Origin of the sequence: Magnetospirillum sp. 15-1 (genome assembly GCF_900184795.1) — a bacterium.
GTDB lineage: Bacteria > Pseudomonadota > Alphaproteobacteria > Rhodospirillales > Magnetospirillaceae > Phaeospirillum.
This window is the reverse complement of the sequence record NZ_FXXN01000014.1, coordinates 25,290-49,210: the sequence shown is the minus strand read 5'-3', so window position 1 is coordinate 49,210 and position 23,921 is coordinate 25,290. Positions and strand designations below refer to the sequence as shown.

General features: G+C 68.3%; 15 protein-coding genes. 10 read left to right on the top strand and 5 right to left on the bottom strand.

The window, feature by feature from the left end; genetic code table 11:
• Window positions 1–3: 3 nt before the first annotated feature.
• The 4 genes from CP958_RS02085 to glmU all read right to left on the bottom strand — a co-directional run bounded on the left by CP958_RS02085 (window position 4) and on the right by glmU (window position 12,400).
• Window positions 4–8,457, bottom strand: coding sequence for a hypothetical protein (locus CP958_RS02085; RefSeq protein ID WP_096700358.1), 8,454 nt, complete (start codon window positions 8,455–8,457; stop codon window positions 4–6).
• A 195-nt stretch (window positions 8,458–8,652) separates the two neighbouring features.
• Window positions 8,653–9,225, bottom strand: a complete 573-nt coding sequence (gene ispZ / locus CP958_RS02080) for a septation protein IspZ (protein WP_096700357.1) — start codon at window positions 9,223–9,225, stop codon at window positions 8,653–8,655.
• The gene (gene glmS / locus CP958_RS02075) at window positions 9,222–11,045 is read right to left on the bottom strand and encodes a glutamine--fructose-6-phosphate transaminase (isomerizing) (protein ID WP_096700356.1); all 1,824 of its coding nucleotides are present in this window, start codon (window positions 11,043–11,045) and stop codon (window positions 9,222–9,224) included. The genes ispZ and glmS overlap by 4 nt, the downstream gene beginning before the upstream one ends.
• A gap of 5 nt (window positions 11,046–11,050) precedes the next feature.
• Window positions 11,051–12,400: a bifunctional UDP-N-acetylglucosamine diphosphorylase/glucosamine-1-phosphate N-acetyltransferase GlmU gene (glmU, locus tag CP958_RS02070; RefSeq protein WP_096700355.1), complete on the bottom strand. Its 1,350-nt coding sequence runs from the start codon at window positions 12,398–12,400 to the stop codon at window positions 11,051–11,053.
• Between the two features lie 100 nt (window positions 12,401–12,500).
• Here glmU and gph point away from each other — a divergent pair, with 100 nt between their 5' ends.
• From gph to CP958_RS02055, 3 genes are read left to right on the top strand one after another with little or no spacing between them, the layout of a single operon-like run.
• Window positions 12,501–13,157 (top strand): phosphoglycolate phosphatase, encoded by a 657-nt coding sequence (gph, locus tag CP958_RS02065; protein ID WP_096700354.1) that lies wholly within the window; start codon window positions 12,501–12,503, stop codon window positions 13,155–13,157.
• Between the two features lie 60 nt (window positions 13,158–13,217).
• Window positions 13,218–15,689, top strand: coding sequence for an EAL domain-containing protein (locus CP958_RS02060; RefSeq protein ID WP_242442692.1), 2,472 nt, complete (start codon window positions 13,218–13,220; stop codon window positions 15,687–15,689).
• A 33-nt stretch (window positions 15,690–15,722) separates the two neighbouring features.
• Window positions 15,723–16,109: an Rrf2 family transcriptional regulator gene (locus CP958_RS02055; RefSeq protein WP_096700353.1), complete on the top strand. Its 387-nt coding sequence runs from the start codon at window positions 15,723–15,725 to the stop codon at window positions 16,107–16,109.
• Window positions 16,110–16,239: 130 nt separating this feature from the next.
• On the opposite strand, the gene epmA is transcribed toward CP958_RS02055, so the two are convergent.
• The gene (gene epmA / locus CP958_RS02050; protein WP_096700352.1) at window positions 16,240–17,286 is read right to left on the bottom strand and encodes an EF-P lysine aminoacylase EpmA; all 1,047 of its coding nucleotides are present in this window, start codon (window positions 17,284–17,286) and stop codon (window positions 16,240–16,242) included.
• A 146-nt stretch (window positions 17,287–17,432) separates the two neighbouring features.
• On the opposite strand from epmA, the gene CP958_RS02045 reads away from it, so the two are divergent.
• From CP958_RS02045 to CP958_RS02015, 7 genes are all read left to right on the top strand, one after another.
• On the top strand, window positions 17,433–18,482 hold the full coding sequence (locus CP958_RS02045) for a lysine-2,3-aminomutase-like protein (protein ID WP_096700351.1): 1,050 nt from the start codon (window positions 17,433–17,435) through the stop codon (window positions 18,480–18,482).
• A gap of 74 nt (window positions 18,483–18,556) precedes the next feature.
• Window positions 18,557–19,123, top strand: coding sequence for an elongation factor P (gene efp, locus CP958_RS02040; RefSeq protein ID WP_096700350.1), 567 nt, complete (start codon window positions 18,557–18,559; stop codon window positions 19,121–19,123).
• 3 nt (window positions 19,124–19,126) lie between these two features.
• The gene (locus CP958_RS02035) at window positions 19,127–19,924 is read left to right on the top strand and encodes an inositol monophosphatase family protein (RefSeq protein WP_096700349.1); all 798 of its coding nucleotides are present in this window, start codon (window positions 19,127–19,129) and stop codon (window positions 19,922–19,924) included.
• Between the two features lie 77 nt (window positions 19,925–20,001).
• Window positions 20,002–21,228 (top strand): OmpA family protein, encoded by a 1,227-nt coding sequence (locus CP958_RS02030; protein WP_242442691.1) that lies wholly within the window; start codon window positions 20,002–20,004, stop codon window positions 21,226–21,228.
• Window positions 21,229–21,320: 92 nt separating this feature from the next.
• Window positions 21,321–22,469, top strand: coding sequence for a flagellar motor protein MotA (locus tag CP958_RS02025; RefSeq protein WP_096700347.1), 1,149 nt, complete (start codon window positions 21,321–21,323; stop codon window positions 22,467–22,469).
• A 3-nt stretch (window positions 22,470–22,472) separates the two neighbouring features.
• Window positions 22,473–23,471 carry a peptidoglycan -binding protein gene (locus tag CP958_RS02020; protein WP_096700346.1) on the top strand — a complete coding sequence of 333 codons (999 nt, stop codon included), beginning with the start codon at window positions 22,473–22,475 and terminating at the stop codon, window positions 23,469–23,471.
• A gap of 67 nt (window positions 23,472–23,538) precedes the next feature.
• Window positions 23,539–23,850: a multidrug efflux SMR transporter gene (locus CP958_RS02015; protein WP_096700345.1), complete on the top strand. Its 312-nt coding sequence runs from the start codon at window positions 23,539–23,541 to the stop codon at window positions 23,848–23,850.
• Window positions 23,851–23,921: the final 71 nt, after the last annotated feature.

Below are 23,921 nucleotides of genomic sequence, written 5' to 3'. Positions count from 1 at the left end.
GCTTTAAGCCACCGCCGACTGCATGGCGGCGATCTGCTCGGGCGTCATGGCGGCGATCTGCGTGCTGGTGAAAGCGTCGATCTGGATGGCGTTCAGCGCCTCGATCTGCGTGGTGGAGAGCGCTCCCACATTGGTGGTCGACAGCCCCGCCACCTGGGTGGTGGTCAGGCCGCCCAACTGGTTGGGCGACAGGGCCGCCATCTCGGAGGTGCTGAGATTGCTGGCCTGGGTCGGCGTCAGCGCCCCTACCTGGGTGGCCGACAGGGCGGCGAACTGGGTGTTGGTCAGAGCCTGCAACTGACCGCCGGTCAGGTTGGTCACCTGCACGGTGCTGAGCGAGCGGATCTGGGTGACGGACAGGGCCTGGACCTGGGTGGTGGTCAGCGCACGGATCTGCACGCGGGTCAGCGCCCCCAACTGCTCGCTGTCCATCTGGGCGATCTGGGCGGTCGTCAGGCCGGCGACCTCGGTCGGGGTCAGCGCGGCGATCTGCTCTCCGGCAAGCGCGTAGAACTGGGTCGAGTTGAGGCTCCCCAACTGCTCGATGCTCAGGCCGACGATGCCGGTGGGCGACAGGGCGTTGATCTGGGACGGCGTCAGCGCCCCGATCTGGGTGGTGGACAGAGCCGCCACTTCGGTGGCGGTCAAGCCCCAGATGCCGAGTTGCGACAGCGAGGAAATCTGCTTGGTGGTCAGCGCCGAGATCTGGGTGGTGCTGAGCGAGGCGATGCCGCTGGCCGACAGGCCGCCCAACTGGGTGGTGGTCAGGGCGTCGATCTCGGTGGCGGTCAGGCCGCTCACCTGGGTGGTGGTCAGCGACCCTATCTGGGTGACGGTCACCGCCTGCAACTGGGTGGTGGTCAGCGCCCCCAGCTGGGTCTCGGTCAGGCCGCCGATGCCGGTGCTGGAAAGCGAGCTGATCTGGGTGGTGGACAGGCCGCGCAACTGGGTGACGCTCAGCGAGCCGATGCCGGTGGCGGTCATGCCCGCCAACTGGGTGGCGGCCAGCGAGGCCACCTGGGTGGTGGACAGGCCGGCGATCTGGCTGGCGGACAGCGCGCCCATCTGCGGTCCGGTCAGGCTGCGCAACTGGGTGGTGGACAGCGCCGCCACCTGAGTGGACGACAGGCCGGTCACCGCCGTGGTGGCAAGCGCCGCCATCTGGGTGGCGCCCAGGCCGAGAATCTGGGTCAGCGACAGGCCGGCCAACTGACTCGGGGTCAGGCCGAACAGGCCGGTATTGGACAGGGCTGTGAGCGAGGTGGTGGACAGGCTGGCCAGTTGGGACCCCGACAGGGCGCCGACGCCCACGGAGCTCAGCCCGCCCAACTGCGAGGTGGACAGCCCGGCCAGGTCGGTGGAGGACAGCCCCTGAATCTGGTCGGTGCCCAGAGCCGCCATCTGGACCGGGGTCAGGCCATGCAGTTGGGTGACGGACAGGGCGTCCATCTGCTGGGCCGACAGGCTGGACAGGGCGGTGGTGGTCAGCGCGGCCAGATGGCTCACCGACAGTCCGCCCATCTGGGTGGTGGACAGGCCGTCGATCTGGGTGACGCCCAGCCCGGCCACCGCCGTCACCGACAGGGCGGCGATCTGGGTGGCGGTCATGGCTCCGATCTGGGTCTCGTTCAACTCGTCCACCTGGCTGTCCAGGAATCCGCGGATCTGGGTGATGGTCAGCGCCCCGATATCCGTGGTGCTGAGGTCCCTTACCGCGGCTTCGGACAACTGGCCGATCTGGGTGGCCGACATGCCGCGCAACTGGGTGGTGGTCATGGCGTCGATCTGGGTGGCGGTCAGGCCTCCCAGCCCGCCCGACGACAGGGCGGCGATCTGGGTGGCGGTCAGTCCGCTCACCTGGGTAGTGGTCAGGGCCGCCGTCTGGGTGCCGCCCAGGCCCGACAACTGGGTGGTGGACAGCGAGGCGAAGGCGGTGCCGGTCAACCCGGCCACCTGGGTGGCGGTCAGTCCCCCCATCTGGTTGACGGTCAGCGCGCGTAGCTGGGTGTTGGACAGCGCCGCCATCTGGCCGGCCGAAAGGCCGGACAAGGTCGCCTGGGTCAGCCCCGCCACCTGGGTGGTGGTGAGTGCCGCCACCTGGGTGGTGCTCAGCCTGGCGCTCTGGTCGCCGGTCAGGCCGCTCAGCGCCGAGACGGACAGGGCGCGCAACTGGGTGACCGACAGGGCGGCGAGCTGGGTGGTGGACAGGGACGCCACCTGGGTGGCTCTCAGTCCGGTCATCTGGGTGGCGGTCAGCGTGGTGACCGCCGTGGTGGCCAACCCGCCGACCTGGGTCGGGCTCAGGGCTCCCACCTGGGTGGCGGACAGCGCGCTCAGTTGGGTGGTGGACAGCTGCGCCAGTTCCGTGGTGGGCAGACCGGACACTCCGGTCGCCGACAGCGAGCGAATCTGGGTGATGGACAGGACGGCGAGCTGGGTCGAGTTCAGGGCGCCCAACTGGGTTCCGGCCAACCCGCTCATCTGGGTGGGGGTCAGGACCGCCAGGCTGGTGGTGGACAGCCCGGAGAACTGGGCGGAGTCCAGCGCTCCCAACTGGACGGTGCCCAGGCTGCGGACCTGGGTGGCCGACAGGGCGCCCAACTGGCCGCTGGTCAGCCCGCTCATCTGGTCGGCGCTCAGCACGCCCACCTGGGTGCTGGTGAGCGACGCCATCTGGGTGTTGGACAATCCGTCGATGCCGGCCTCGGACAGTGCCGCCACCTGGGCGGTCGACAGGGCGCGCAATTGGGTGGTGCTGAGGCTGCTGACCTGCGCCGCCGACAGCCCGTCGATGGCCGACGCGGCGATGGCGGCGATCTGGGTGGCGGCCAGCGAGGCCAGTTGGGTGGTGGCCAGGGCGCTGAGCTGGTCCTCGCTCAGCCCGGCGATCTGGGTGGCGGTCATGGCCCGGATGCGGGTTTCGCTGAACACCGCCATCTGGGTGGCCGACAGGCCGCCCACCGCGTTGGCCGACAGCGCCCCCATCTGGGTGGCGGTCATGCCGGTAAGCGTGGTGGTGGACAACGCTCCCACCTGATTGGCGTTGAGGCCGCCCAATTGGGTGATGGTCAGGGCGCCAAGCTCGGCGGCGGTCAGCCCGGCGACCTGGTCGGGGGTCAGGGCGCCCACCTGGCCGGCGCTCCAGGCCCGCAACTGGACGGTGGAGAGCGATTCGATCTGGGTGGCGGAAAGGCCGGAAATGCCCGAGGCGGACAGGGCCGCCATCTGGGTGATGGAGAAGGCCCCCAACTGGGTGGTGGTCAGGTTGACGACGGTATCCGGAGACAGTCCCTGCATCTGGGTGGTGGACAGTCCTGCCAACTGGGTGTTGGTCAGCCCCGTCACCTGGTCGGCGCCCAGAACCGCCAGCTGGGTGGCGCCCAGGCCGCGCAGTTGCGTGGCCGTCAGCGCACCCAGGGTGGTGGTGCCCAGGGCGGCCACCTGATCCAGGCTCAGGCCGCCGACCTGCGTGGGGCTCAGGGCCTTGATCTGGGTATCGCTCATGGAGGCGATCTGGGTGTTGCTCAGGCCCCCGATGGTCACGGCGCTCAGCGAACCGACCTGGGCCGCGGAGAAGGCGGCGACCTGCCCGGTGGACAGGGATGCCATCTGGTCGGCGGTCAGGCCGCGCAACTGGGTGGTGGACAGCAGCGTCATATCGTTGGACGACAACCCGTCCAGCCCGTCCTCGGACAGGGCGGCGATCTGGGTGGCCGACAGGGCCTTGATCTGGGTATCGGTCAGCGCGGTGACCTGGGTGGCGTTGAGCCCGGCCAGGGCTGTGGTGCCCAGCGCGGTGATCTGGGTGGCCGACAGGGCGGCCAATTGCCCGGTGGTCAGCGCCAGGGTCTGGACATCGGTCAGGCCGGCCACCTGGGTCACCGACAGAGCCCGGATACGGGTCTCGCCCAGGGTGGCCATCTGGGTCTCGGTCAGCCCGCTCATGGCGGTGGCCGACAGCGCTCCCATCTGGGTGGCGGTCAGGCCGTCCAGCGTGGTGGTGGTGACGGCCCCCATCTGGTCGGCGGTCAGGCCGGACAACTGGGTGATGGTCAGGGAGGACAACTCGGCCGAGGTCAGACTCTGCACCTGGTCGGCGGTCAGCCATCCCACCTGGGTGGCCGACAGGGTCCGCATCTGGGCCGAGGACATTTGGGCGATCTGGCTCGGGGTCAGGCCGCCGATGCCGGCGGCGGACAACCATCCCACCTGGGTGACGCTCAATCGGCCGATGTCCAGATTGGCGACGACATTGCTGTTCAACACGCGCATCTGGGTGGTGGACAGGGCCGCCACCTGGGTGGCGGTAAGGGCGGTTACCTGATCGGTTCCCAGTCCGGCCAGCTGCGCCGGGCCGAGGGCGCGGATCTGGGTGACGGTCAGGGCGGCGATGGTGGCGCTGTCCAGCCCTCCCACCTGATCGACGCTCAGGGCCGCGATCTGGCTGGTGCTCAGCGCGGCCAGCTGGGCCGGGTTCAGCCCGGAGATACCGGTGGTGGTCAGGCCGCCGAGGGCGCTGGTGCTCAGCGCCGCCACCTGGGTGGCGGTCAGTGCCCCCAATTGATTGGAATCCAGGCTGGCAGCCTGACTCGAGGTCAGGCCACGGATCTGGGAGACCGACAGGAAGGCCAGTTCGTCGTAATCCAGCCCGTCCAGGCCGTCGTCGGACAGGGCGCTGATCTGGGTGGCGGAGAGCGCCCGCAACTGGGTGGTGCCCAACCCGCCGACCAGGGCGCTGGACAGGCCCGACAGGGCGGTGCGGCTGAGGCCGGTCACCTGGGTGGCGGTCAGAAATCCCATCTGCGACGGACCCAGCGCCTCCAACTGAGTGACGCCCAGGCCGCCGATCTGGGCCGGGGTCAGGGCCGACAGCTGGGTCTGGTTCAGGCCGCCGACCTGGGTCGGGGTCAGGCTGGCCAACTGGGCGGCGGACAGGCCGCGCAACTGGGTGATCGACAGCTCGCCGATCTCGCCGGAATCCAGGCGGGACAGTTGGGCGGCGGTCAGCCCGGCCAGTTGAGTGGGGGTCAGGCCGGCCAGTTGGGTGACGCTGAGGGCAGCCACCTGGGTTTCGGTCAATCCGGCGATGCCGCCCGACGACAGCGCGGCGATGCTGGTGGCGTTCAACCCTTCGATCTGACTTTGGGTCATGGCGCCGACCTGGGTGGCCGTCATGCCGCCCAACTGGGTGCGGCTGAGGGACGACAGCACGGTCAGCGACAGGTTGGACACCTGATCGGGGCTGAAGCCGGCGATCTGGGTGGTGGACAGCACCCGAAGCTGGGTGGTCGACAGGGATTCGATCTGGCTGCTGGTCAGGCCGGTGACGCCGGTGGTCGACAGCGAGGCCAGTTGGGTGAAGCTCAGCAGCCCGATCTGGGTGGTGGCAAGCTCGGCCAGGGTGGCGGCGCCCAGGCCGCGGATCTGGGTGGCGGTCAGCGCCGAGATCTCGGTACTGGTCAGGCTCTGCAACTGGTCGGCGTTCAGCGCCCCCAACTGGACAGAGCTCAGGGCGCGGATCTGGTTGATGGACAGCTCCGCCACCTGCTCGTTGCCGAGGGCCGCCATCTGGGTCTCGGTCAGCCCAGCCACCTGGGTGACGGTCAGCGCCCCCATCTGGGCGGCGGAAAGGCCGGCCACCTGGGCCTCGGTCAGGGCACGCAGGGTGGGGACGCCCAGCGCCGCGATCTGGGATGGGGCCAGCGCCCCCATCTGGGTATCGGACAGCAGGCCGATATTGGTGGCGGTCAGCGCCCGTATCTGGCCGCTGCTCAGCGCCGCGATGGCGGCGGGCGACAGGGCGGCCACCGCCGTATCCGCCAGGCTCGATATCTGGGTGGCGCTCAGGGCGCGGATCTGGGTGACCGGCATCTCGCCCAACTGGGTGGGGGTCAGGCCCGCCAGTTGCGTCTGGCGCAAGGCCGTCACCTGGGTCTGCGACAGGCCGAAGAACTGGTCGTTGCTGAGCTGGCCGATCTGGGTGGCGGTCAGGCCGCCGACCTGGGACGTGGTCAGGCTGGCCAGGGTGCTCGGGGTCAGCGCGGCCAGCGCCTCGGCGGACAGCGCCGCCACCTGGGTCGCCTGCAGCCCCTTCAGTTGCGTGCTGGAGAGATGACTTATCTGATCGGCGGTCAGGGCGGCGACCACGTTGACGCCCAGCCCGGAGATCTGGATGGTGGTCAGTGCCGTGACCTGGGCCTCGCTCAGCAGGGGAACCCGATCCTGGGACAGCCCCAGCAGCCCGGTGGTGGTCAGGGCGCGGAACTGGGTGGCGTCGAGCGATGCGAACTGCTCGTCGGTGAAGGCGTGGATGTGGCCGGCGGTGAGGCCGCCCAACTGGGTGGTGCTGAGCCGGTCCAGGGTGGTTTCGCTCAGGGCGGCGAGCTGGTCGATGCTCAGGCCGCCGATCTGCAGGGGCGACAGCGCCGCCAGTCGGGAATCCGACATGCTCTCGATGACCTCGACCGACAATCCCTTGATCTGGGTCGGAGTCAGCGCCGCCATCTGAGTGAGGGTCAGCCCGGCGATCTGAGTGGGGGTCAGTTCGGCGATCTGCGTCGGGGACAGGCCGCGGAGCTGGGTGAGGTTCAGGGCACCCAACTGGTTGGGGCTCATGAGGTCGATCTGGTCGTTGGCCAACCCGGCGATCTGGGTGATGTTGAACCCGGCCATCTGAGTGGGCGTCAGCGTGGCGATCTGGGTGGGGCTGAACGCGGCGATCTGGGTGGGAGCCAGCGCTCCCAATTGGGTTTGACTTAGCGCTCCCAACTGCTCGGCGCTCAACTGGACCATCTGAAATTCGGTCAGACCGCGCAATGTCGAGGTGGTCAGGGCGGCCATCTGGGTGGTTCCCAGCGCGCCCACCTGGGTCTCGTCGAACTCGGCCAGGGCGCGGATTCCCAGGCCCTTTACCTGGTACTGGCTCATGCCTGCGATCTGCGTCGGGGTCAGGGCGTGCAGTTGATCGGCGCCCAGCATGTTGATCTGGGTCCCCGACAGGGCGGCGAATTGTGTCGCGGTCAAGGACTGCAGGAGGGTCTGGGTCAGGCCGCCGATGGCGGTGAGCGCCAGGGCGGAAATCTGGCCGCCGCTCAGGGCCTGCAACTGCTCGGGCGACAGATAGCCGATTTCGGTGGCGTTCAGCGCCTTGATCTGGGTGGCGCTGAGCGCTCCCATCTGCGACGCGGTCAGCGCCTGGACCTGCTCCTGCGACAGCCAGCCGATGTCGGTGGTGCTGATCCCCGTCACCTGGGCGGCGGTCAGCCCGGCGATTTCGTCGGTGGAGAAGGTGGCGATCTGAGCCGTGGTCAGGGCCGAGATCTGGCCCAGCGACAGCCCGGCGATCTGGGTGGCGTCCAGGGATTCCACCGCCGTGGTCGACAGGCTGCGGATCTGGGCGGAGGTGAACGCCGACACCTGGGTCGCCGATAACTGGTCGATCTGCCCGGCGTCCAGGCCGCCCAGTCCGCGGACGGTGAGATAGGAAATCTGAGTGGTGGTCAGGGCCGCCAGCTGCGTCGCGGTCAGGCTCGAGACCTGCTTGGTGGTCAGCGCCGCGAACTGGCTGGAGGTCAGCACTCCCATCTGGGTCGGGGTCAGGGTGGCGATGGCCGAGGAACTGAGGAACTGGAACTGCGACGCGGTGATGGACGACAGTTGGGTGCTGCTCAGCGCCGCGACCTGGGTCTCGGTGAAGCCCTGGATGCCGAAGGCGCTGAACGAGGCGATCTGGGCGCTGCTCAGGGCGGCGATCTGATCGAGGCTCATGGCTCCGGCGGCCGTCTGGTTCAGGCCGCGCACCTGGGTAATGGACAGCGCCGTCATCTGGGTCGGACTGAAGGCGGTAATCTGGCTGGAGGTCAGCGCCAGCATGCCGGTGACGGACAGTCCGGTCACCTGGGCCAGGGTCAGCGACCCAAGGGCCTCGCCCGTCAGGCTGCCCACCTGGGTGCCGGTCATGGCGGCGATCTGGCTCGACGCCATTCCCGCCATCTGGGTGGGGGTCAGGGCCCCGGTCTCGGTGGCGGTCAGGCCCCGGACCTGGGTGGCCGACAGTGCCGCCAACTGGCTGGGGGCCATGGCGCGGAACTGGGTCACCGTCATCTCGCCCAGGTCGGTGGCGGTCAGTCCCTTGATCTGCAGGGTGGAGAGCGAGGAGATGACGTCCACGCCGAAGGCGTCGAACTGGGCGTCGAGCAGCACCGACAGCTGGTCGCCGCTGAACGCCACCTGGGACGGAGCCAGCGCGCCGATCTGCGTCTCGGTCAGCCCCGTCATCTGCGAGGTGCTGAGCGCCGCCAGCTGGGTGCCGCTGAACTCCTGGATCTGGGAGACGGTGAAGGCGGCGATCTGGAAGGAGCTGAGGTCGCGGATATCCGAGGCCGTCAGGCTCCGAATGGTCGCACCGCTCAGTTGAGCGATCTGCGCCTCGTTCAGCGACGATATGGACGAGACCATGAGTGCTTCTCCGACCGGACCCTAGACGATCGCGGCGATGCCTGACCTAATTCCGCGTGGCAACGCAAGAAACATGCCGAACCCTTCTCGCAAGACGAGCCGAGGGAATTCCTATGTTTCTTATAAGGATGATCGGTAGGTCCGTCCCGGCAAATTTTGCCCAGGGCACATATTGCCGAGGTATTCCTGCCGGGGTTACTCGCCCGCGGAAACGGTCTCATCCGGCATGTGGCGGCGGACCATCGGCATCTGGAACAGCATGAAGACGAAGGTCAGCACCATGCTGCCCGGCACCTTCCACAGCACCCAGACATCCATGGTGGCGACGTGGCGCACCACCTCGTTGAGCGCCGCCATGGCGGCGAAGAACAGGCAAAAGCGCAGCGACAGGGTGCGCCAGCCGGCATCGTCCAGGCGCAGCGCCTCGCCCAGGACCGCCTTGACCGTGGGACGGTTCAGCACGAGGCCGCCGCCCAGCACCATGGCGAACAGGCCGTAGACGATGGTCGGCTTCATCATGATGAAGGTCTCGTCGTTCAGCCACAGGGTCAGCCCGCCGAACACGCCGACCACCAGGGCGGTGACCAGGGGCATCAGGGCGACCTTGCGGGTGAAGACGAAGGACAGTATCAGGGCCACCGCCGTCGCCGCCATCAGCCCGGCGGTGGCCGGCAACAGGCCCTTCAGCCAGTAAAGCCCCATGAACACCGCCAGCGGACCGAAATCGACGGCGGGCTTCAGCCATTTGGGAGCGCGGGAGGCGGTCATTCCACCGTGACGCTTTTCGCCAGGTTGCGGGGCTGGTCCACGTCGGTGCCCTTGGCGACGGCCACGTGATAGGCCAGCAGTTGCACCGGGATGGCGTAGAGGATGGGGGCGACCACCGGGTCGACACTGGGCAGGGCCATGGAGGAATAGACCTTGGCCGACAGCCGCTCGATGCCTTCCTTGTCGGAGAAGAACACCACGCGGCCGCCGCGCGCCACCACTTCCTGCACGTTGCTGGCGGTCTTTTCATAAAGCTCGTCGGTCGGGCAGATGACGATGACCGGAACGGAATCGTCGATCAGGGCGATGGGGCCGTGCTTCAGCTCGCCGGCGGCGTAGCCTTCCGCGTGGATATAGCTGATTTCCTTGAGCTTCAGCGCGCCTTCCAGGGCGATGGGATAGCCGGTGCCGCGCCCGAGATAGAGCACGTCGCGGGCCTCGGCGATGCCCTGGGCGATCACCCGGATATCGTCGTCGCGGCGCAGCACCTCGGCGATGCGGGCGGGAATCTCGGCCAGGGAACGGCAGATTTCCGCCTCCTGCTCTGCCGACAGGGCGCCGGTGGCGCGGCCCATGCCGATGGCGAGACAGGCCAGCACGGTCAACTGGGTGGTGAAGGCCTTGGTCGACGCCACGCCGATCTCGGGGCCGGCCATGGTCAGCAGGGCGGCCTCGGATTCGCGGGCGATGGTGCTTTCCGGCACATTGACCAGGGACAGGGTCTTCTGGCCGTGCTCGCGGCAATAGCGCAGCGCCGCCAGGGTGTCGGCGGTCTCGCCCGATTGCGAGATGAAGATGGCCAGTCCATCCGCCTCCATGGGCGGGCAGCGGTAACGGAATTCCGAGGCGATATCCACCTCGACCGGCAGGCGGGCCAGCTTCTCGATCCAGTACTTGGCCACCGAAGCGGCGTAGAACGAGGTGCCGCAGGCGATGATCCGCACCCGCTTCACCGCCGCCAGATCGAAGGGCAGCTTGGGCAGCGTGATGGTCCGCTCGGCCGGATTCAGCATGGTGTTGAGCGTGCCGCCCACCACTTCCGGCTGCTCGAAGATTTCCTTGAGCATGAAGTGGCGGTGCTCGCCCTTGCCGATCATGGCGCCCGAGAACTGGGTCTGGCGTACCTCGCGGGTCACGATGGCGCCGGTGCGGTCGCGGATGACCACGGCTTCGGCGGTCAGCACCGCCCAGTCGCCGTCGTTGAGATAGCTGATCTTCTGGGTCAGGGGCGCCAGGGCCAGGGCGTCCGAGCCGAGATACATCTCGCCCGCGCCATAGCCGATGGCCAGCGGCGAGCCCTGGCGCGCCGCGATCATCATGTCGGGCCGCCCGGCGAAGATGATGCCGAGCGCGAAAGCGCCCTGGAGGCGCTCCAGCGCCTTGGCGGTGGCTTCTTCCGGCGCCATGCCCAGGCCCAGGTTGTGGTCGATCAGCTGGGCCACCGCCTCGGTGTCGGTATCGCTCTCGAACACGTGGCCCTTGGCGGACAGCTCGGCCTTCAACTCGTGGAAGTTCTCGATGATGCCGTTGTGCACCACCGCCACCCGCCTGGTGGCGTGGGGGTGGGCGTTGCGCTCGTTGGGCACGCCGTGGGTGGCCCAGCGGGTGTGGCCGATGCCGATCAGGCCGCCCACCGGCCTGGTCTTCAGCAGGGCTTCCAGGTTGGCCAGCTTGCCCTCGGCCCGGCGGCGTTCGATATCGCCGTTGACCAGGGTGGCGATGCCCGCCGAATCATAGCCGCGATATTCCAGGCGCCGGAGCCCCTCCACCAGGAGAGGGGCCACTTCCACCTTGCCGATGATGCCGACGATGCCGCACATGGGGCTTAGTCCTTCTTCGCTTTCTTGGCGGCCTGCTGGGCGCGGAAACGCTCGGCCCAGCCCTTCAGTTCCATCTGCGAGCCGCGGGCCACCGCCAGCGCGCCGGGAGTCACCTCCTTGGTGATCACCGATCCGGCACCGACCACGGCGCCGTCGCCGATGGTCACCGGAGCGACCAAGGAGGTGTTGGAGCCGATGAAGGCCCCGGCTCCGATGTCGGTGAACGACTTGTTGAAGCCGTCGTAATTGCAGGTGATGGTGCCCGCGCCCACATTGGCGCCGGCGCCGACCCGGGCGTCGCCGATATAGGTCAGGTGGTTGATCTTGGCGCCGGCCTCGACCGTGGCCTTCTTGACCTCGACGAAATTGCCGATATGGGCGTTCTCGCCGATCTCGGCGCCGGGACGCAGGCGGGCGAAGGGACCGGCGGCCACGCCGTCCTCGATGGAGCAGCCCTCGAAGTGGCAGAAGCCCTTGATCTCGACGTTGTCGCCCACGGTGACGCCGGGGCCGAACACCACGTGCGGCCAGACGGTGACGTCGCGGCCGATCCGGGTATCCCACGACAGCCACACGGTGGCGGGGTCGATCAGGGTGGCGCCGTTATCCATGGCCGTCTCGCGCAGGCGGGCCTGAACCAGGGATTCGGCCACCGCCAGCTCCGAGCGGGAATTGACGCCCAGCAGCTCGGCGGGGTCGCCCTCCACATGGGTGCAGGTGGCGCCGTCGGCGCGGGCCAGGGCGACGATGTCGGTCAGGTAGTACTCGCCCTTGGAATTCCTGTTGTCGACGCGCTCGATCAGGCTCCACAGACGGTTGCCGTCGATGGCCATCACGCCGGAATTGCACAGCGGGTTCTCGCGCTGGTCGGGGGTGGCGTCGCGGTATTCGACGATGGCCTTCAGCCCCTCGGCGCCCACCACCAGACGGCCGTAATGGGCGGGGTCGGCGGGCTTGAAGCCCAGCACCACCACCGCCGGATCGCGGGGGCCGCGCCGCTCGGCCAGCATGCGTTCGAGGGTGGCCCGCGTGATCAGCGGCGTGTCGCCATAGAGCACCAGCACGTCGCCGTCGAACTGGCCCAGCGCCGCCTTGGCCTGGAGAACGGCGTGGCCGGTGCCCAGGCGGTCGGCCTGGATCACCGTGGGATGGGGGGCGACGGTCTTGCTCACCACCTCCATGTCGGGGCCGACCACCACCACCATGCGGTTGGGCGCCAGGCCCGAGACGGTATCGAGCAGATGGCTCACCATGGGCCGCCCCGCCAGCGGGTGCATCACCTTGGGCAGGGACGACTTCATACGCGTCCCCATGCCGGCGGCAAGGACGATGACGGCGAGCTTGCTGGAAGCCATGATGCGGGCTGGACCCAATCTGTTGCGGTTGTGGCCGGAAGGTGCCACAAAAGGCCCGAGACGGCCAAGTCAATCTTTGTTGCGGAAGGTTTCAGTGGGCATGGGCTTGCGGGCGGTACTGTTCGATCTGGACGGCACCCTGATTCATTCGCTTCCCGATCTGGTGGGGGCGGTCAACCGCCTGCTGGCGACCGAGGGGCGCGGGCCGCTGGACGACCGGGCGGTGATGTCCATGGTCGGCGACGGGGCGGGGACGCTGGTCAGCCGCGCCTTCATGGCCAGCGGCGGCATGCCCGGTCCCGAGGTCGAGCCCTATCTGGCGCGCTTCCTGGCCGATTACGAGCCGCGCTCGGCCGAGAGTACCCGGCCCTGGCCCGGCGTGCCCGAGACCCTGGCCGAGCTGAAGGCCGCCGGGCTGGCCCTGGCGGTGTGCACCAACAAGCCCAGCCGCGCCACCGCCGAGGTGCTGGCGGCCCTGGACCTGGACCGCTGGTTCGATCTGGTGGTGGGGGCCGACGACGCGCCGGCCATCAAGCCCGATCCGGCCCACGTCACCTGTATCCTCGAACGCCTGGGGGTGCCCGCCGGGGCCGCCGTCATGGTGGGCGATTCCACCAACGACATCGTGTCGGCCCGCCGGGCCGGAGTGCGCAGCGTGGCGCTGTCCTTCGGCTATTGCCACGGGCCGGTGGCCGAGCTTGGCGCCGACTGGATCGTCGACGACTTCCGCCAGCTTTCTGCGCTGTTGCTCGGGTAGCCCTCTTGCGTTGAAAGATGTTCGGGGCCATGCTCTCAGCAGCCGATTTTTGGGGGCGTCGTGGTCGAAGGTAAGGGGAAGTCGCCGCTGCGGCGGGTCGACGAGCTGTCGCAGCAAGTGGAGCGCCTCTCGCTCTATCAGGCGGTGTTCGACAATGCCTTCGAGGGCATGTTCGCCACCGATTCGGCCAATCGCATCATCGCCGTCAATCCGGCCTTCACCACCATCACCGGCTATTCGGCCGAAGAGGCCATCGGCAACGATCCCCACATGCTCAGCTCGGGGTTCCACGACCGCAGCTTCTACGAGGAGATGTGGCGCCAGCTGTCCACCGCCGGCCAGTGGCAGGGCGAGATCGTCGACCGCCATAAGGACGGCCGGCCGGTGCGGCTGTGGCTGTCCGTCAGCACCCAGCGCGGCGCCGATGGCCTGCCGGCGCGGCGCATCGCGGTCTTCCGGGACATCACCGAGGCGCGCGAAACGGCGGAACAGCTCTGGCATCGCAGCAATTTCGACCCGCTGACCGAGCTGCCCAACCGCAATCTGTTCCTCGACCGCCTGCTGCAGGCCCTGGTCCTGGCGGCGCGCGAGGGCTCCAAGGCGGCCATGCTGTTCATCGGCCTGGACGGTTTCAAGAACATCAACGATTCGCTCGGCCACTGGATCGGCGACAAGGTGCTGCAGGAAGCGTCGCGGCGCTTCCAGGCCTGCCTGCGCCAGGGTGACACGGCGGCGCGCTTCGGCGGTGACGAGTTCACCGTGGTGCTGGCCGGCGTGCGGATGACCGCCGAGGTAGAGGCGGTGATCCGTTCGGTGCTGGAGGCGCTGCAGGAACCCTTCGTGGTCGAGCACCACCACATCCTGATCTCGTGTTCCATCGGCGTGTGCCTGTGGCCCGGCGACGGCGAGGACGTGGAGGCGCTGATGCGCAACGCCACCGCGGCGCTGCAGCAGGCCAAGCAGGCCGGACGCAACACCTTCCGCTTCTTCACCCCGGCCATGGACGCCCGCGCCCAGGCCCGTTCGCGTCTGGCCGACGAGTTGTCCGGGGCGCTGGCCCAGGGCGAATTCCATCTGGTGTTCCAGCCGCTGGTCGACGTGAAGACGGGCAAGGTGGTGGCGGCCGAGGCGCTGCTGCGCTGGCACAACCGCTATCTCGGCGTGGTCAGTCCCGACCAGTTCGTGCCCCTGGCCGAGGAGATCGGCCTGATCCGTCCCATCGGCGAATGGCTGCTGACCGCCGCCTGCCGCGAGGCGCTGGTCTGGCAGGGCATGGGACTGGGCGAGATCAACATCGCCGTCAACATCTCGCCCCGGCAGTTCCAGCAGGGCGACATCGTCGGCATCATCCGCCGCGCCCTGGACGAAACCCGCCTGCCGCCCTGGCTGCTGACCATCGAGATCACCGAGGGCCTGCTGCTGTCCAACGGCGAGGAAATCCTCGCCAAGATGGAGGCCATCCGCGCTCTGGGCGTCAGCCTGTCGGTGGACGATTTCGGCACCGGCTATTCCTCGCTGTCCTATCTGAAGAGCTTTCCGGTGGACGTGCTGAAGATCGACCGCTCGTTCATCTCCGACATGGGGCAGAGCGGCGACGACGCCACCATGGTCGAGGCGATCATCGCGCTCGGCCATTCGCTGCGCCTCGAGGTGGTGGCCGAGGGTGTCGAGACCGAGGAGCAACTGGCCTTCATCACCGCGCGGGGCTGCGACACCGCCCAGGGCTATTTCTTCTCGCCGCCGCTCAGTGGCTCGCGCTTCCGCGAATTCGTGGTCGAGCGTCTGGGCCTGCCCGAGCATGAAGAGATGCAGGGCGTGGCGCCCCACGGCGTCAGGGTGCTGTTCGCCGACGACATGGAACTGGTGCGTCTGGTGTTCCGCGACTTCCTGGACGGCACCGGCTGCGTCGTGGACGAGGCCGCCGACGGGGCCGAGGCCATCGCCAAGGCCACCGTCATCCGCCCCGACGGCGGCAGCCGCCATCAACTGGTGGTTCTTGATCTCTGCATGCCCGGCGTGGACGGATTCGAGGCCGCCAAGGCCATCCGCCTGTTCGAATCCTCCCACGGCTTGGCGCCGGTGCCGCTGATCGCCCTGACCGTCGACGATTCCGAGTCCAGCCGGCTGCGGGCGTTGGAGGCCGGCTTCGACCGCTTCCTGTCCAAGCCCATCGCCCGCTCGGACCTGCTGGCCGCCATGGCCGAGATGCTGCCGGCGGCCGATACCGATGCCGCTCCGCTCGATGCCGGGCTGGCGGCGGGCATCAACATTCCCCCTGGGCTCGAGCACCTGCTGCCCGCCTTCATGGCCGAGATGGCCAAGGACCAGCAGGTCCTGCGCACCCTGGCCGAGGGGCTCGACCGGCCCCGTCTCGCCGACCACGCCCACGCCATGCGCGGCAAGTGCGGCATGTTCGGCGAAGAGGTGCTTTACAGCCTGCTGGGCGAACTGGAGGCCCTGGCTCCGCTGGGTGACAACGGTGAAATCACCCGTCTGGTCGCCAAGGTCGTTGAACGGGTCGGCCGCCTGTAGCACCATGGGTTCCCACCCCCGGGCGGAAGCACCATGAAGATCACCCAATTCACCGACTTTTCCATTCGTCTGCTCATCTACCTGTCGCGGCACCGCGACCGGGTGGTGACGGTGCGCGAGGTGGCCGAGTACTACGTCATCTCGGCCGAGCATCTGAAGAAGATCGTCCGCTCCCTGGCGGAGTTGGGGCATGTGCAGACGGTGCGGGGCAAGCATGGCGGCCTGCGTCTGGCGCGCGAGCCTTCCGATATCGCCCTGGGCGAGCTGTTCCGCCAGCAGGAGAATCTGGCCCTGCTGCCCTGCCACGAGCCCTGCGACACCTGTCCCATCGTCGAGTGCCGGCTGCGCCGTCTGGTGGACGATGCCCTGGCCGCCTTCCTGGGCGTGTTCGACGGCAAGACCCTGGCGGACGTTATTTAGAGTTTTTTCGCATTTAAGCTGAATCGGAAAATCGAAAAACTCTTAAGCCCGAGCGGCGCTTGAGCCCTGAAAAAGCGGAGTATTCGTATACACAGAATCCTGGAATGCTTCGGCTTGAAGCTGAAGCATTCTAGCCGGCCACCGGCGCCCACAGCACCTCGTCGATGCTGTCCGCCCCGGCCAGCAGCATGACCAGCCGGTCGAAGCCCAGGGCGATGCCGGCCGAATCCGGCATGCCGGCCTCCAGCGCGGCCAGGAAATCCTCGTCCAGGGGATAGCGCTCGCCGTAAAGCGCCTGCTTCAGGTCCATGTCGGCGGTGAAGCGGCGGCGCTGCTCGGCCGGGTCGGTCAGCTCGCCGAAGGCGTTGCACAGTTCCACGCCGCAGGCATAGGCCTCGAAGCGCTCGGCCACCCGCCGGTCGGCGGGGGAGGGGCGCGACAGCGCCGCCATGGACACCGGATAGGAATGCAGTATGACCGGTCGGTCGAAGCCAAGATGGGGCTCGATGCGGTCGAGCATCACCTTGAAGAAGATGTCTTCCCAGGCGTCCGAGGGGCTGACCGAAATGCCGATGCGCGTTGCCTCGGCGGCGAGGTGCGCACGGTCGGGCGCCCAGGGATCGGGAGCGGTGGCCAGCACGTCGATTCCGGCGTATTCGGCGAAGGCCTCGGCCACCGACAGGCGCCGCCACGGGGCGAAGGGATCGCACCCGGTCCCCCGGCGCCGCAGCCGCTCCACCGCGGCGGCGCGGGCACAGTCGCGGACCAGCGTTTCGGTGTCGGCCATCAGATCGTCCAGCGAGGCGCCGGCCCGGTACCATTCCAGCATGGTGAATTCCGGATGGTGGGTGGCCGAGCGCTCGGCGTTGCGGAACACCTTGGCCAACTGGTAGAGGCGCGGCACGCCGGCCACCAGCAGCTTCTTCATGGCGAATTCCGGGCTGGTATGGAGATAGAGCGGCCGGTCGGGACCGCCATAGGGATCGGTGAAGGCGGTGGCGAAGGCCTTGAGGTGGGGTTCCAGCCCCGGCGATACCTGCAGGCAGGGAGTCTCCACCTCGGCGAAGTCGCGGGCGGCGAAGAAGGCGCGGGTGGCGTTGACCACGCGGGAGCGCAGCTCCAGGTTCGCCCGGCGCCCGGCGAACACCTCGGGCCGCCACCATCCTTTACCTGCCATGGCTTTTTCCTTTAGAACCGGCATCTCGTCATGCGTGTCGGCCTTTGGTTAACCACGAAGGCACGAAGGCATGAAGAGAAAAGAAGGACTTGCCCTCAATCTTCGTGGTCCTTCGCGCCTTCGCGCCTTCGTGGTGAATTTTCTTCATGACCGCAGCTTCCGCCCGCCGCCGCACCCTCCGCACCGCCGCCGACCTGCTGGATGCCGGCCTGATTCCGCCTGATACGGCCGAGGCGGTGGAGCGTGTCGCCCGCTCCTACGCGGTGGCGCTGACCCCGGCGGTTACCGATCTGATCGACCCGGCCGATCCGCTTGATCCCATCGCCCGGCAATACGTGCCGTCGGCCGAGGAACTGGTCACGGCGCCGGAGGATCTGGCCGACCCCATCGGCGACGCAGCCTACAGCCCGGTGAAGGGCCTCGTCCACCGCTACCCCGACCGGGTGCTGCTGACCCCGCTGCTGGTCTGTCCGGTCTATTGCCGCTTCTGTTTCCGCCGCGCCCGGGTGGGCGATGCCGACGCCACCATGGGCGAGGCGGAGATCGACGGCGCCCTGGCCTACGTGGCCGAGCGCCCGGACATCCGCGAGGTGATCCTGACCGGCGGCGATCCGCTGATGCTGCCCGCCGCCCGGCTGGAAGCGCTGTTGGGCCGCATCGGGGCCATTACCCATGTGGACCTGATCCGCATCCATTCGCGGGTGCCGGTCAGCGATCCCGGCCGCGTCACCGCCCGGCTGGCGGGAGTGCTGGGCGGGCCGGGCAAGGCGGTGTGGCTGGCGGTGCACGTCAATCATTCCCGCGAGCTGTCGCCCCAGGCCGCCGCCGCTCTTTCCCGTCTGGCCGGGGCGGGCATTCCGCTGCTGTCGCAGACCGTGCTGCTGAAAGGCGTCAACGACCGCGCCGAGGTGCTGGAGGAATTGTTCCGCGCCCTGGTGCGTCACCGGGTGCGGCCCTACTACCTGCACCACCCCGATCTGGCGCCGGGCACCGGCCATTTCCGCCTGACCATCGCCGAGGGCCGCGCGCTGATGCGTCGCTTGCGCGGCCGGCTGTCGGGCATCGCCCAGCCCACCTACGTGCTCGATATTCCCGGCGGGGCCGGCAAGGTGCCGGTGGGACCGGACTATTGGGATGAAGAGGCGGCGGCGGTGACCGATCCGGCGGGTGTCCGGCATGGCTATCCGCCCGATTGACGGGTATTCTTGCCTTCCCGTGGACGACCTGTTACGGTCCGCGCCAATTTTCCGTCAGCCCTGTTGGAAGTCCCATGAAGATCAATGCCAATCTGATTCGTCCCGGCAACATCCTCGAGCACAACGGCCGCCAGTACGCCGTGCTCAAGATCCAGATCGTGCAGCCCGGCAAGGGCGGGGCCTTCATCACCGTCGAGATGCGCGACATCCGCACCGGCAACAAGACCAACGAGCGCTGGCGCACCGCCGATACCGTCGAGAAGTGCAACGTCGAGGCCAAGGAATGCACTTTCCTGTTCCGCGACGATTCCATCATGACCTTCATGGATTCCGAGAGCTTCGAGCAGTTCACCATGCCCAACGACGCCCTGGGCGAGACCATCGGCTTCCTGCAGGACGGCATGGTGGTCGAGGTGGACTTCGTCGAGGGTTCGCCGGTCTCCATCACCCTGCCGGAAAAGGTGGTGATGAAGGTGGTCGAGGCCGACCCGGTGGTGAAGGGCCAGACCGCGTCGTCGTCCTACAAGCCCGCCCGGCTGGAAAACGGCATGAAGATCCTGGTCCCCCCCTTCCTGGAGGAGGGCGAGGTGATCATCGTCAACACCACCGACTGCACCTATGTCGAGCGGTTCAAGGGCTGAACGGTGATCATTCGCTCGGCACTGCTCAACGTCATGATGGGGGCGGCCCGCAAGGCCGCCCGTAACCTGGTCCGCGATTACGGCGAGATCGAACAGCTGCAGGTTTCCAAGAAGGGGCCTGCCGATTTCGTGTCCTCGGCCGATCTCAGGGCCGAGAAGACGTTGCGCGCCGAGCTGAAGAAGGCCCGTCCCGGTTTCGGCTTCCTGCTCGAGGAAGGCGGCGAGGTCGCCGGTGACGACAAGAGCCATCGCTGGATCATCGATCCCATCGACGGCACCACCAACTTCCTGCACGGCATCCCCAATTTCTGCATCTCCATCGCGCTGGAGCGTGACGGCGAACTCTTCGCCGGCGTGGTCTACCAGCCGCTGGGTGACGAGATGTTCCACGCGGAAAAGGGCGCCGGCGCCTTCTTGAACGAGCACCGCCTGCGCGTCTCGGCTCGGCGCAAGCTGGAAGAGACCCTGATCGCCACCGGCATTCCCTTCATCGGCCGCCCGGGTCACGAGACCTTCCTCAGGGAGCTGGGCGCGGTGATGGGTCAGGTGGCGGGCATCCGCCGCTTCGGCTCGGCGGCTCTCGACCTCGCCTATGTGGCGGCCGGGCGCTGCGACGGCTATTGGGAAACCGGCATCCAGCCGTGGGATATCGCGGCGGGCATCGTGCTGGTCAAGGAAGCGGGCGGCTATGTCACCGACTTCCAGGGCGGTTCGAAGATGCTGGAGAACGGTCAGGTCCTGGCCGCCAACGACCACCTGCACCAGCCGCTGATGAAGCTGTTGAAGGCGGCGCGGGGATAGGGTTGTGGCCGGACTCCGGTTCGGCTAGATTCTTGACCATAAGAATATCGAGGGATTCCAGCCGGGAGAGTGGCGTGATGAACAGGGGGAGAAAGGTCGCGTTGCTGGCGCTGGGAGCGCTTGTTTCCGTCGCGGCCGCGCCCGCATCCGCCCAGGTGGTGGTGGGGGAATACCGCCCCAGCGTCGACGTCAACTGGGACGTGCTGGATAAGCTGGGTCCGGAGCCGACCCTGCCGGGTCTGGTGACCCGTCCGCCATCCGCCGCCATTCCCGGGACTCCGCGTCCCGTGGCGCGCCCCGCCGCTCCCAAGGCGCCGCAATCGGGCTTCAGGCCCTATGCCGAGGGCCACAAGGCCGCCGCTCCCAAGGTTGCCGCCGCCCCCAAGGTGGAAAAGGTCGCCGCCGCGCCCAAGGCCGAGATTCCGGCACCCGAACCCGCCAAGCCAGAGCCCGCCAAGATCATCGAGGCGCCCAAGGCCCCGGCTGCCGCTCCGGCCCCCAAGCCGGCCAAGCCGGATGTCGCCGCCGAGGTGCCGGCTCCGCCCAAGGCGCCCGCCAAGGTCGAGCCGCCCAAGGCCATCGAGACTCCCAAGCCCGTCGAGCCGCCCAAGGTGGTCGAGGCTCCCAAGGCGCCCGAGCCGGTCAAGGTCGAGCCGCCCAAGGTGGTCGAGGCTCCCAAGGCGCCCGAGCCGGTCAAGGTCGAACCGCCCAAGGTGGTCGAGGCTCCCAAGGCGCCCGAGCCTCCGTCGGCGGTGCAGTTCGTCAAGACGCCCCCACCGGCTGCTCCGGCGCCCGCCGCTCCCATGCCCGCCGCTCCCATGCCCGTCGTCCCGGTGCCGGTCGCTCCCGCTCCGGTGGTTCAGGCCCCCGTGGCGCCGCCGCTGCCGGTGGCTCCGCCCGCTCCGCCGCCCGCCGTCGTTCCGGCGCCGCTGCCCCAGGTGGCGGCCCTGCCGCCGGCCGCTCCGGTCCCGGCCGCCGCGCCCAGCCGCAAGGGCGACAATCTGACGGTGCCCTTCGCCACCGACAGCTCCCATCTGCCCGAATCCGCCCGCATGGAACTGGACCGTCTGGCCCAGCGCATGGATAAGGACGAGAACCTGAACCTCCAATTGCTGGCCTATGCCGCCGGCGACGAGGCCAATGCCAGCAAGGCGCGGCGCCTGTCGCTGTCCCGGGCGCTCGAGGTGCGCAAGTACCTGATGGAGATGGGGGTGCGCTCCACCCGCATCGAGGTTCGCGCGCTGGGCAACAAGGTGGAATCCGGGGCCGCCGACCGCGTTGACGCCATGCTGGTGGCGCGCTGAGCGACGGCTGTTCGCCGTATTTCGGACACGATCGCGTGCCAGGGTAACCGGCACGCGAGCCTTTCCGCCTGCAGCCTGATCGAGTGTCGCCCATGATCCGTCCCACCCGCTATCTGTTGCGCATGGCCGCCTTCCTGGTGCTGGTCGCCGCCCTGGCCGCCCTGCTGCACGAGGGGCTGATGGCGGCTTTCTCCCACAATCCGGCCCTGAACGGCCTACTGCTGGGCGTGTTCGTGGCCGGCATCGTGCTCAATTTCCGTCAGGTGATGCTGCTGACCCCCGAGGTGGAGTGGCTGGACAACTGGCGCAAGGGCCAGCCGGCCCTGTCCGGGCGCCTGCGCCTGCTGGCTCCCATGGCGGGCATGCTGGGCGAGCGCCAGGGCCGGGTCAGCCTGTCGGCCATGGCGCTTCGCTCGGTGCTGGATTCCATCGCCGCCCGGCTGGAGGAGCAGCGCGACCTGTCGCGCTACGTGGTCGGGCTGATGATTTTCCTCGGCCTGCTGGGCACCTTCTGGGGACTGTCGCAGACGGTGGGCTCGGTGGGCGAGGTGATCGCGTCCCTGGCGGTCGGCAGTGCCGATCCGGCCGCCGCCTTCGAGGGCCTGAAGGCCGGCATGTCCAAGCCGCTGGCCGGCATGGGCACCGCCTTTTCCACTTCGCTGTTCGGTCTGGCCGGATCGCTGGCCCTGGGGTTCCTCGACCTCAATGCCGGTCAGGCGCAGAACGCCTTCTACAACGAGCTGGAGGAATGGCTGGCCGGGCAGACCCGCTTGGGCACCGGCGGCCCGCTGACCTCGGCCGAGGACGGCGGCGCCGGCCAGTCGGTACCGGCCTATATCCAGGCCCTGCTGGAGCAGACCGCCGACAGCCTGGATAATCTGCAGCGGGTGATCGCGCGCGGCGAGGACAATCGGGGCAGCGTCAACGCCTCGCTGACCCAGTTGACCGAGAAGCTGTCGACGCTCACCGACCACATGAAGGTCGAGCAATCGCTGCTGCTCAAGCTGGGCGAGGGGCAGTTGGAGACCCGCGCCCTGATGGCCCGCATGGTCGAGGGCGGCTCCGGCGGCGGCATGGACGACGCCAGCCGCACCCATCTGCGCAGCCTGGACGGCAGCATGAAGCGGCTGGTGGACGAGACGGTGGTCAGCCGCGAGCAACTGACGGCCGAGCTCCGCACGGAAATCCGGCTGCTGGCGCGCACCATCGCCGCCATCGCCGAGGAACCGCTGGAGCGCTGATCCATGGCCCTGCGCCGCGCCCGCCGTTCCGTCGACATCTGGCCCGGCTTCGTCGATGCCCTGGCGACGCTGATCATGGTCATCGTCTTTCTGCTGATGATTTTCGTGCTGGCCCAGTTCTTCCTGGGACAGGCGCTGTCGGGCCGCCAGAAGGCGCTGGACGATCTGGGCCGCGAGATGGCCGCCCTGGCCGAGAAGCTTAACCTGCAGACCAAGGCCAACGCCGCGCTGCAGGCCGAACTGGTCAGCAGCCGGGCGGAAAAGGACAAGCTGGAGGCCTGGGCGGCGGGCGTCAACCAGGACATGGCGTCCCTGTTGGCCCTGAAGGACGAGAAAGAGGCCGAACTGGCCGCCGAGAAGAAGATCTCGGACGAGGGGCGCGCCCAGTTGGCGCTGCTCAGCCGCCAGATCGAGGCCATGCGGGACGAACTGGCCCGCGTCACCGCCGCGCTGGATGCCTCCGAGGCCCGCGACAAGGAGAACAAGGCCCAGATTTCCGACCTGGGCAAGCGTCTCAACGTCGCCCTGGCCGGCAAGGTCGAGGAATTGCAGAAGTACCGCTCGGAATTCTTCGGCCGCCTCAGGAAGGTGCTGGGCGATCATCCCGGCATCCGCATCGAGGGCGACCGCTTCGTCTTCCAGTCGGAACTGCTGTTCGAGACCGGCTCGGCCGAACTGGGACCTCAGGGGCGCGAGCAGGTGCGGCGTCTGGCCGCCACGGTCAAGGAGATCGCCGCCGGCATGCCCAAGGGGCTCAACTGGGTGCTGCGCGTCGACGGGCATACCGACAAGCGTCCCATCACCTCGGGCAAGTTCCCGTCCAACTGGGAACTGTCCACCGCCCGGGCCATCACCGTGCTGAGGGCGCTGGCCGCCGACGGCGTGCCCCGGGACCGGCTGGCGGCGGCCGGCTTCGGCGAGTTCCAGCCGGTGGACACCGGTACCACCGAAGTCGCTTACGCCAAGAACCGCCGGATCGAGATCCGCTTCGATCAACGGTAGGGACGGGACGACCCGGCCCCTCTTCCCCCACTTCCGGGACGGCCCGGTTCGGACGGAGCATTGCGAAATGCCGTGGATTCTTCTGTTGGCCGCCGGATTGCTGGAAATCGGCTGGGCGGTGGGGCTGAAATACGTGGATGGCCTGTCGCGGCCGCTGCCCCTGGTGCTGACCGCCGCCGCCATGGTGGGCAGCGTGGTGCTGCTGGGGATGGCCGTGCGGTCCCTGCCGCTGGGCACCGCCTACGCGGTGTGGACGGGTATCGGCACGGTGGGCACGGTGATTGCCGGGATGGTGTTGTTCGCCGAGCCGGCCGATGCCCTGCGTCTGGCCTGCATCGCCATGATCGTGGTGGGCATCCTCGGCCTCAAGCTGGCGTGATTTGTTTGCCCCTCGCCGGGCGCAAACCTTTGGTTTGCTTGGCCGCGCCCGCAATGGGCGCTGAATTCGAA

Excerpts from the sequence above, each read along its gene's own strand:
- CP958_RS02055 (WP_096700353.1), top strand. The coding sequence starts at position 15,723 with ATGAAGATCACCCAATTCACCGACTTTTCCATTCGTCTGCTCATCTAC.
- CP958_RS02025 (WP_096700347.1), top strand. The coding sequence starts at position 21,321 with ATGATCCGTCCCACCCGCTATCTGTTGCGCATGGCCGCCTTCCTGGTG.
- glmS (WP_096700356.1), bottom strand. The coding sequence starts at position 11,045 with ATGTGCGGCATCGTCGGCATCATCGGCAAGGTGGAAGTGGCCCCTCTC.
- CP958_RS02030 (WP_242442691.1), top strand. The coding sequence starts at position 20,002 with ATGAACAGGGGGAGAAAGGTCGCGTTGCTGGCGCTGGGAGCGCTTGTT.
- glmU (WP_096700355.1), bottom strand. The coding sequence starts at position 12,400 with ATGGCTTCCAGCAAGCTCGCCGTCATCGTCCTTGCCGCCGGCATGGGG.
- efp (WP_096700350.1), top strand. The coding sequence starts at position 18,557 with ATGAAGATCAATGCCAATCTGATTCGTCCCGGCAACATCCTCGAGCAC.
- CP958_RS02085 (WP_096700358.1), bottom strand. The coding sequence starts at position 8,457 with ATGGTCTCGTCCATATCGTCGCTGAACGAGGCGCAGATCGCTCAACTG.
- ispZ (WP_096700357.1), bottom strand. The coding sequence starts at position 9,225 with ATGACCGCCTCCCGCGCTCCCAAATGGCTGAAGCCCGCCGTCGATTTC.
- epmA (WP_096700352.1), bottom strand. The coding sequence starts at position 17,286 with ATGGCAGGTAAAGGATGGTGGCGGCCCGAGGTGTTCGCCGGGCGCCGG.
- CP958_RS02015 (WP_096700345.1), top strand. The coding sequence starts at position 23,539 with ATGCCGTGGATTCTTCTGTTGGCCGCCGGATTGCTGGAAATCGGCTGG.
- CP958_RS02045 (WP_096700351.1), top strand. The coding sequence starts at position 17,433 with ATGACCGCAGCTTCCGCCCGCCGCCGCACCCTCCGCACCGCCGCCGAC.
- CP958_RS02020 (WP_096700346.1), top strand. The coding sequence starts at position 22,473 with ATGGCCCTGCGCCGCGCCCGCCGTTCCGTCGACATCTGGCCCGGCTTC.
- gph (WP_096700354.1), top strand. The coding sequence starts at position 12,501 with ATGGGCTTGCGGGCGGTACTGTTCGATCTGGACGGCACCCTGATTCAT.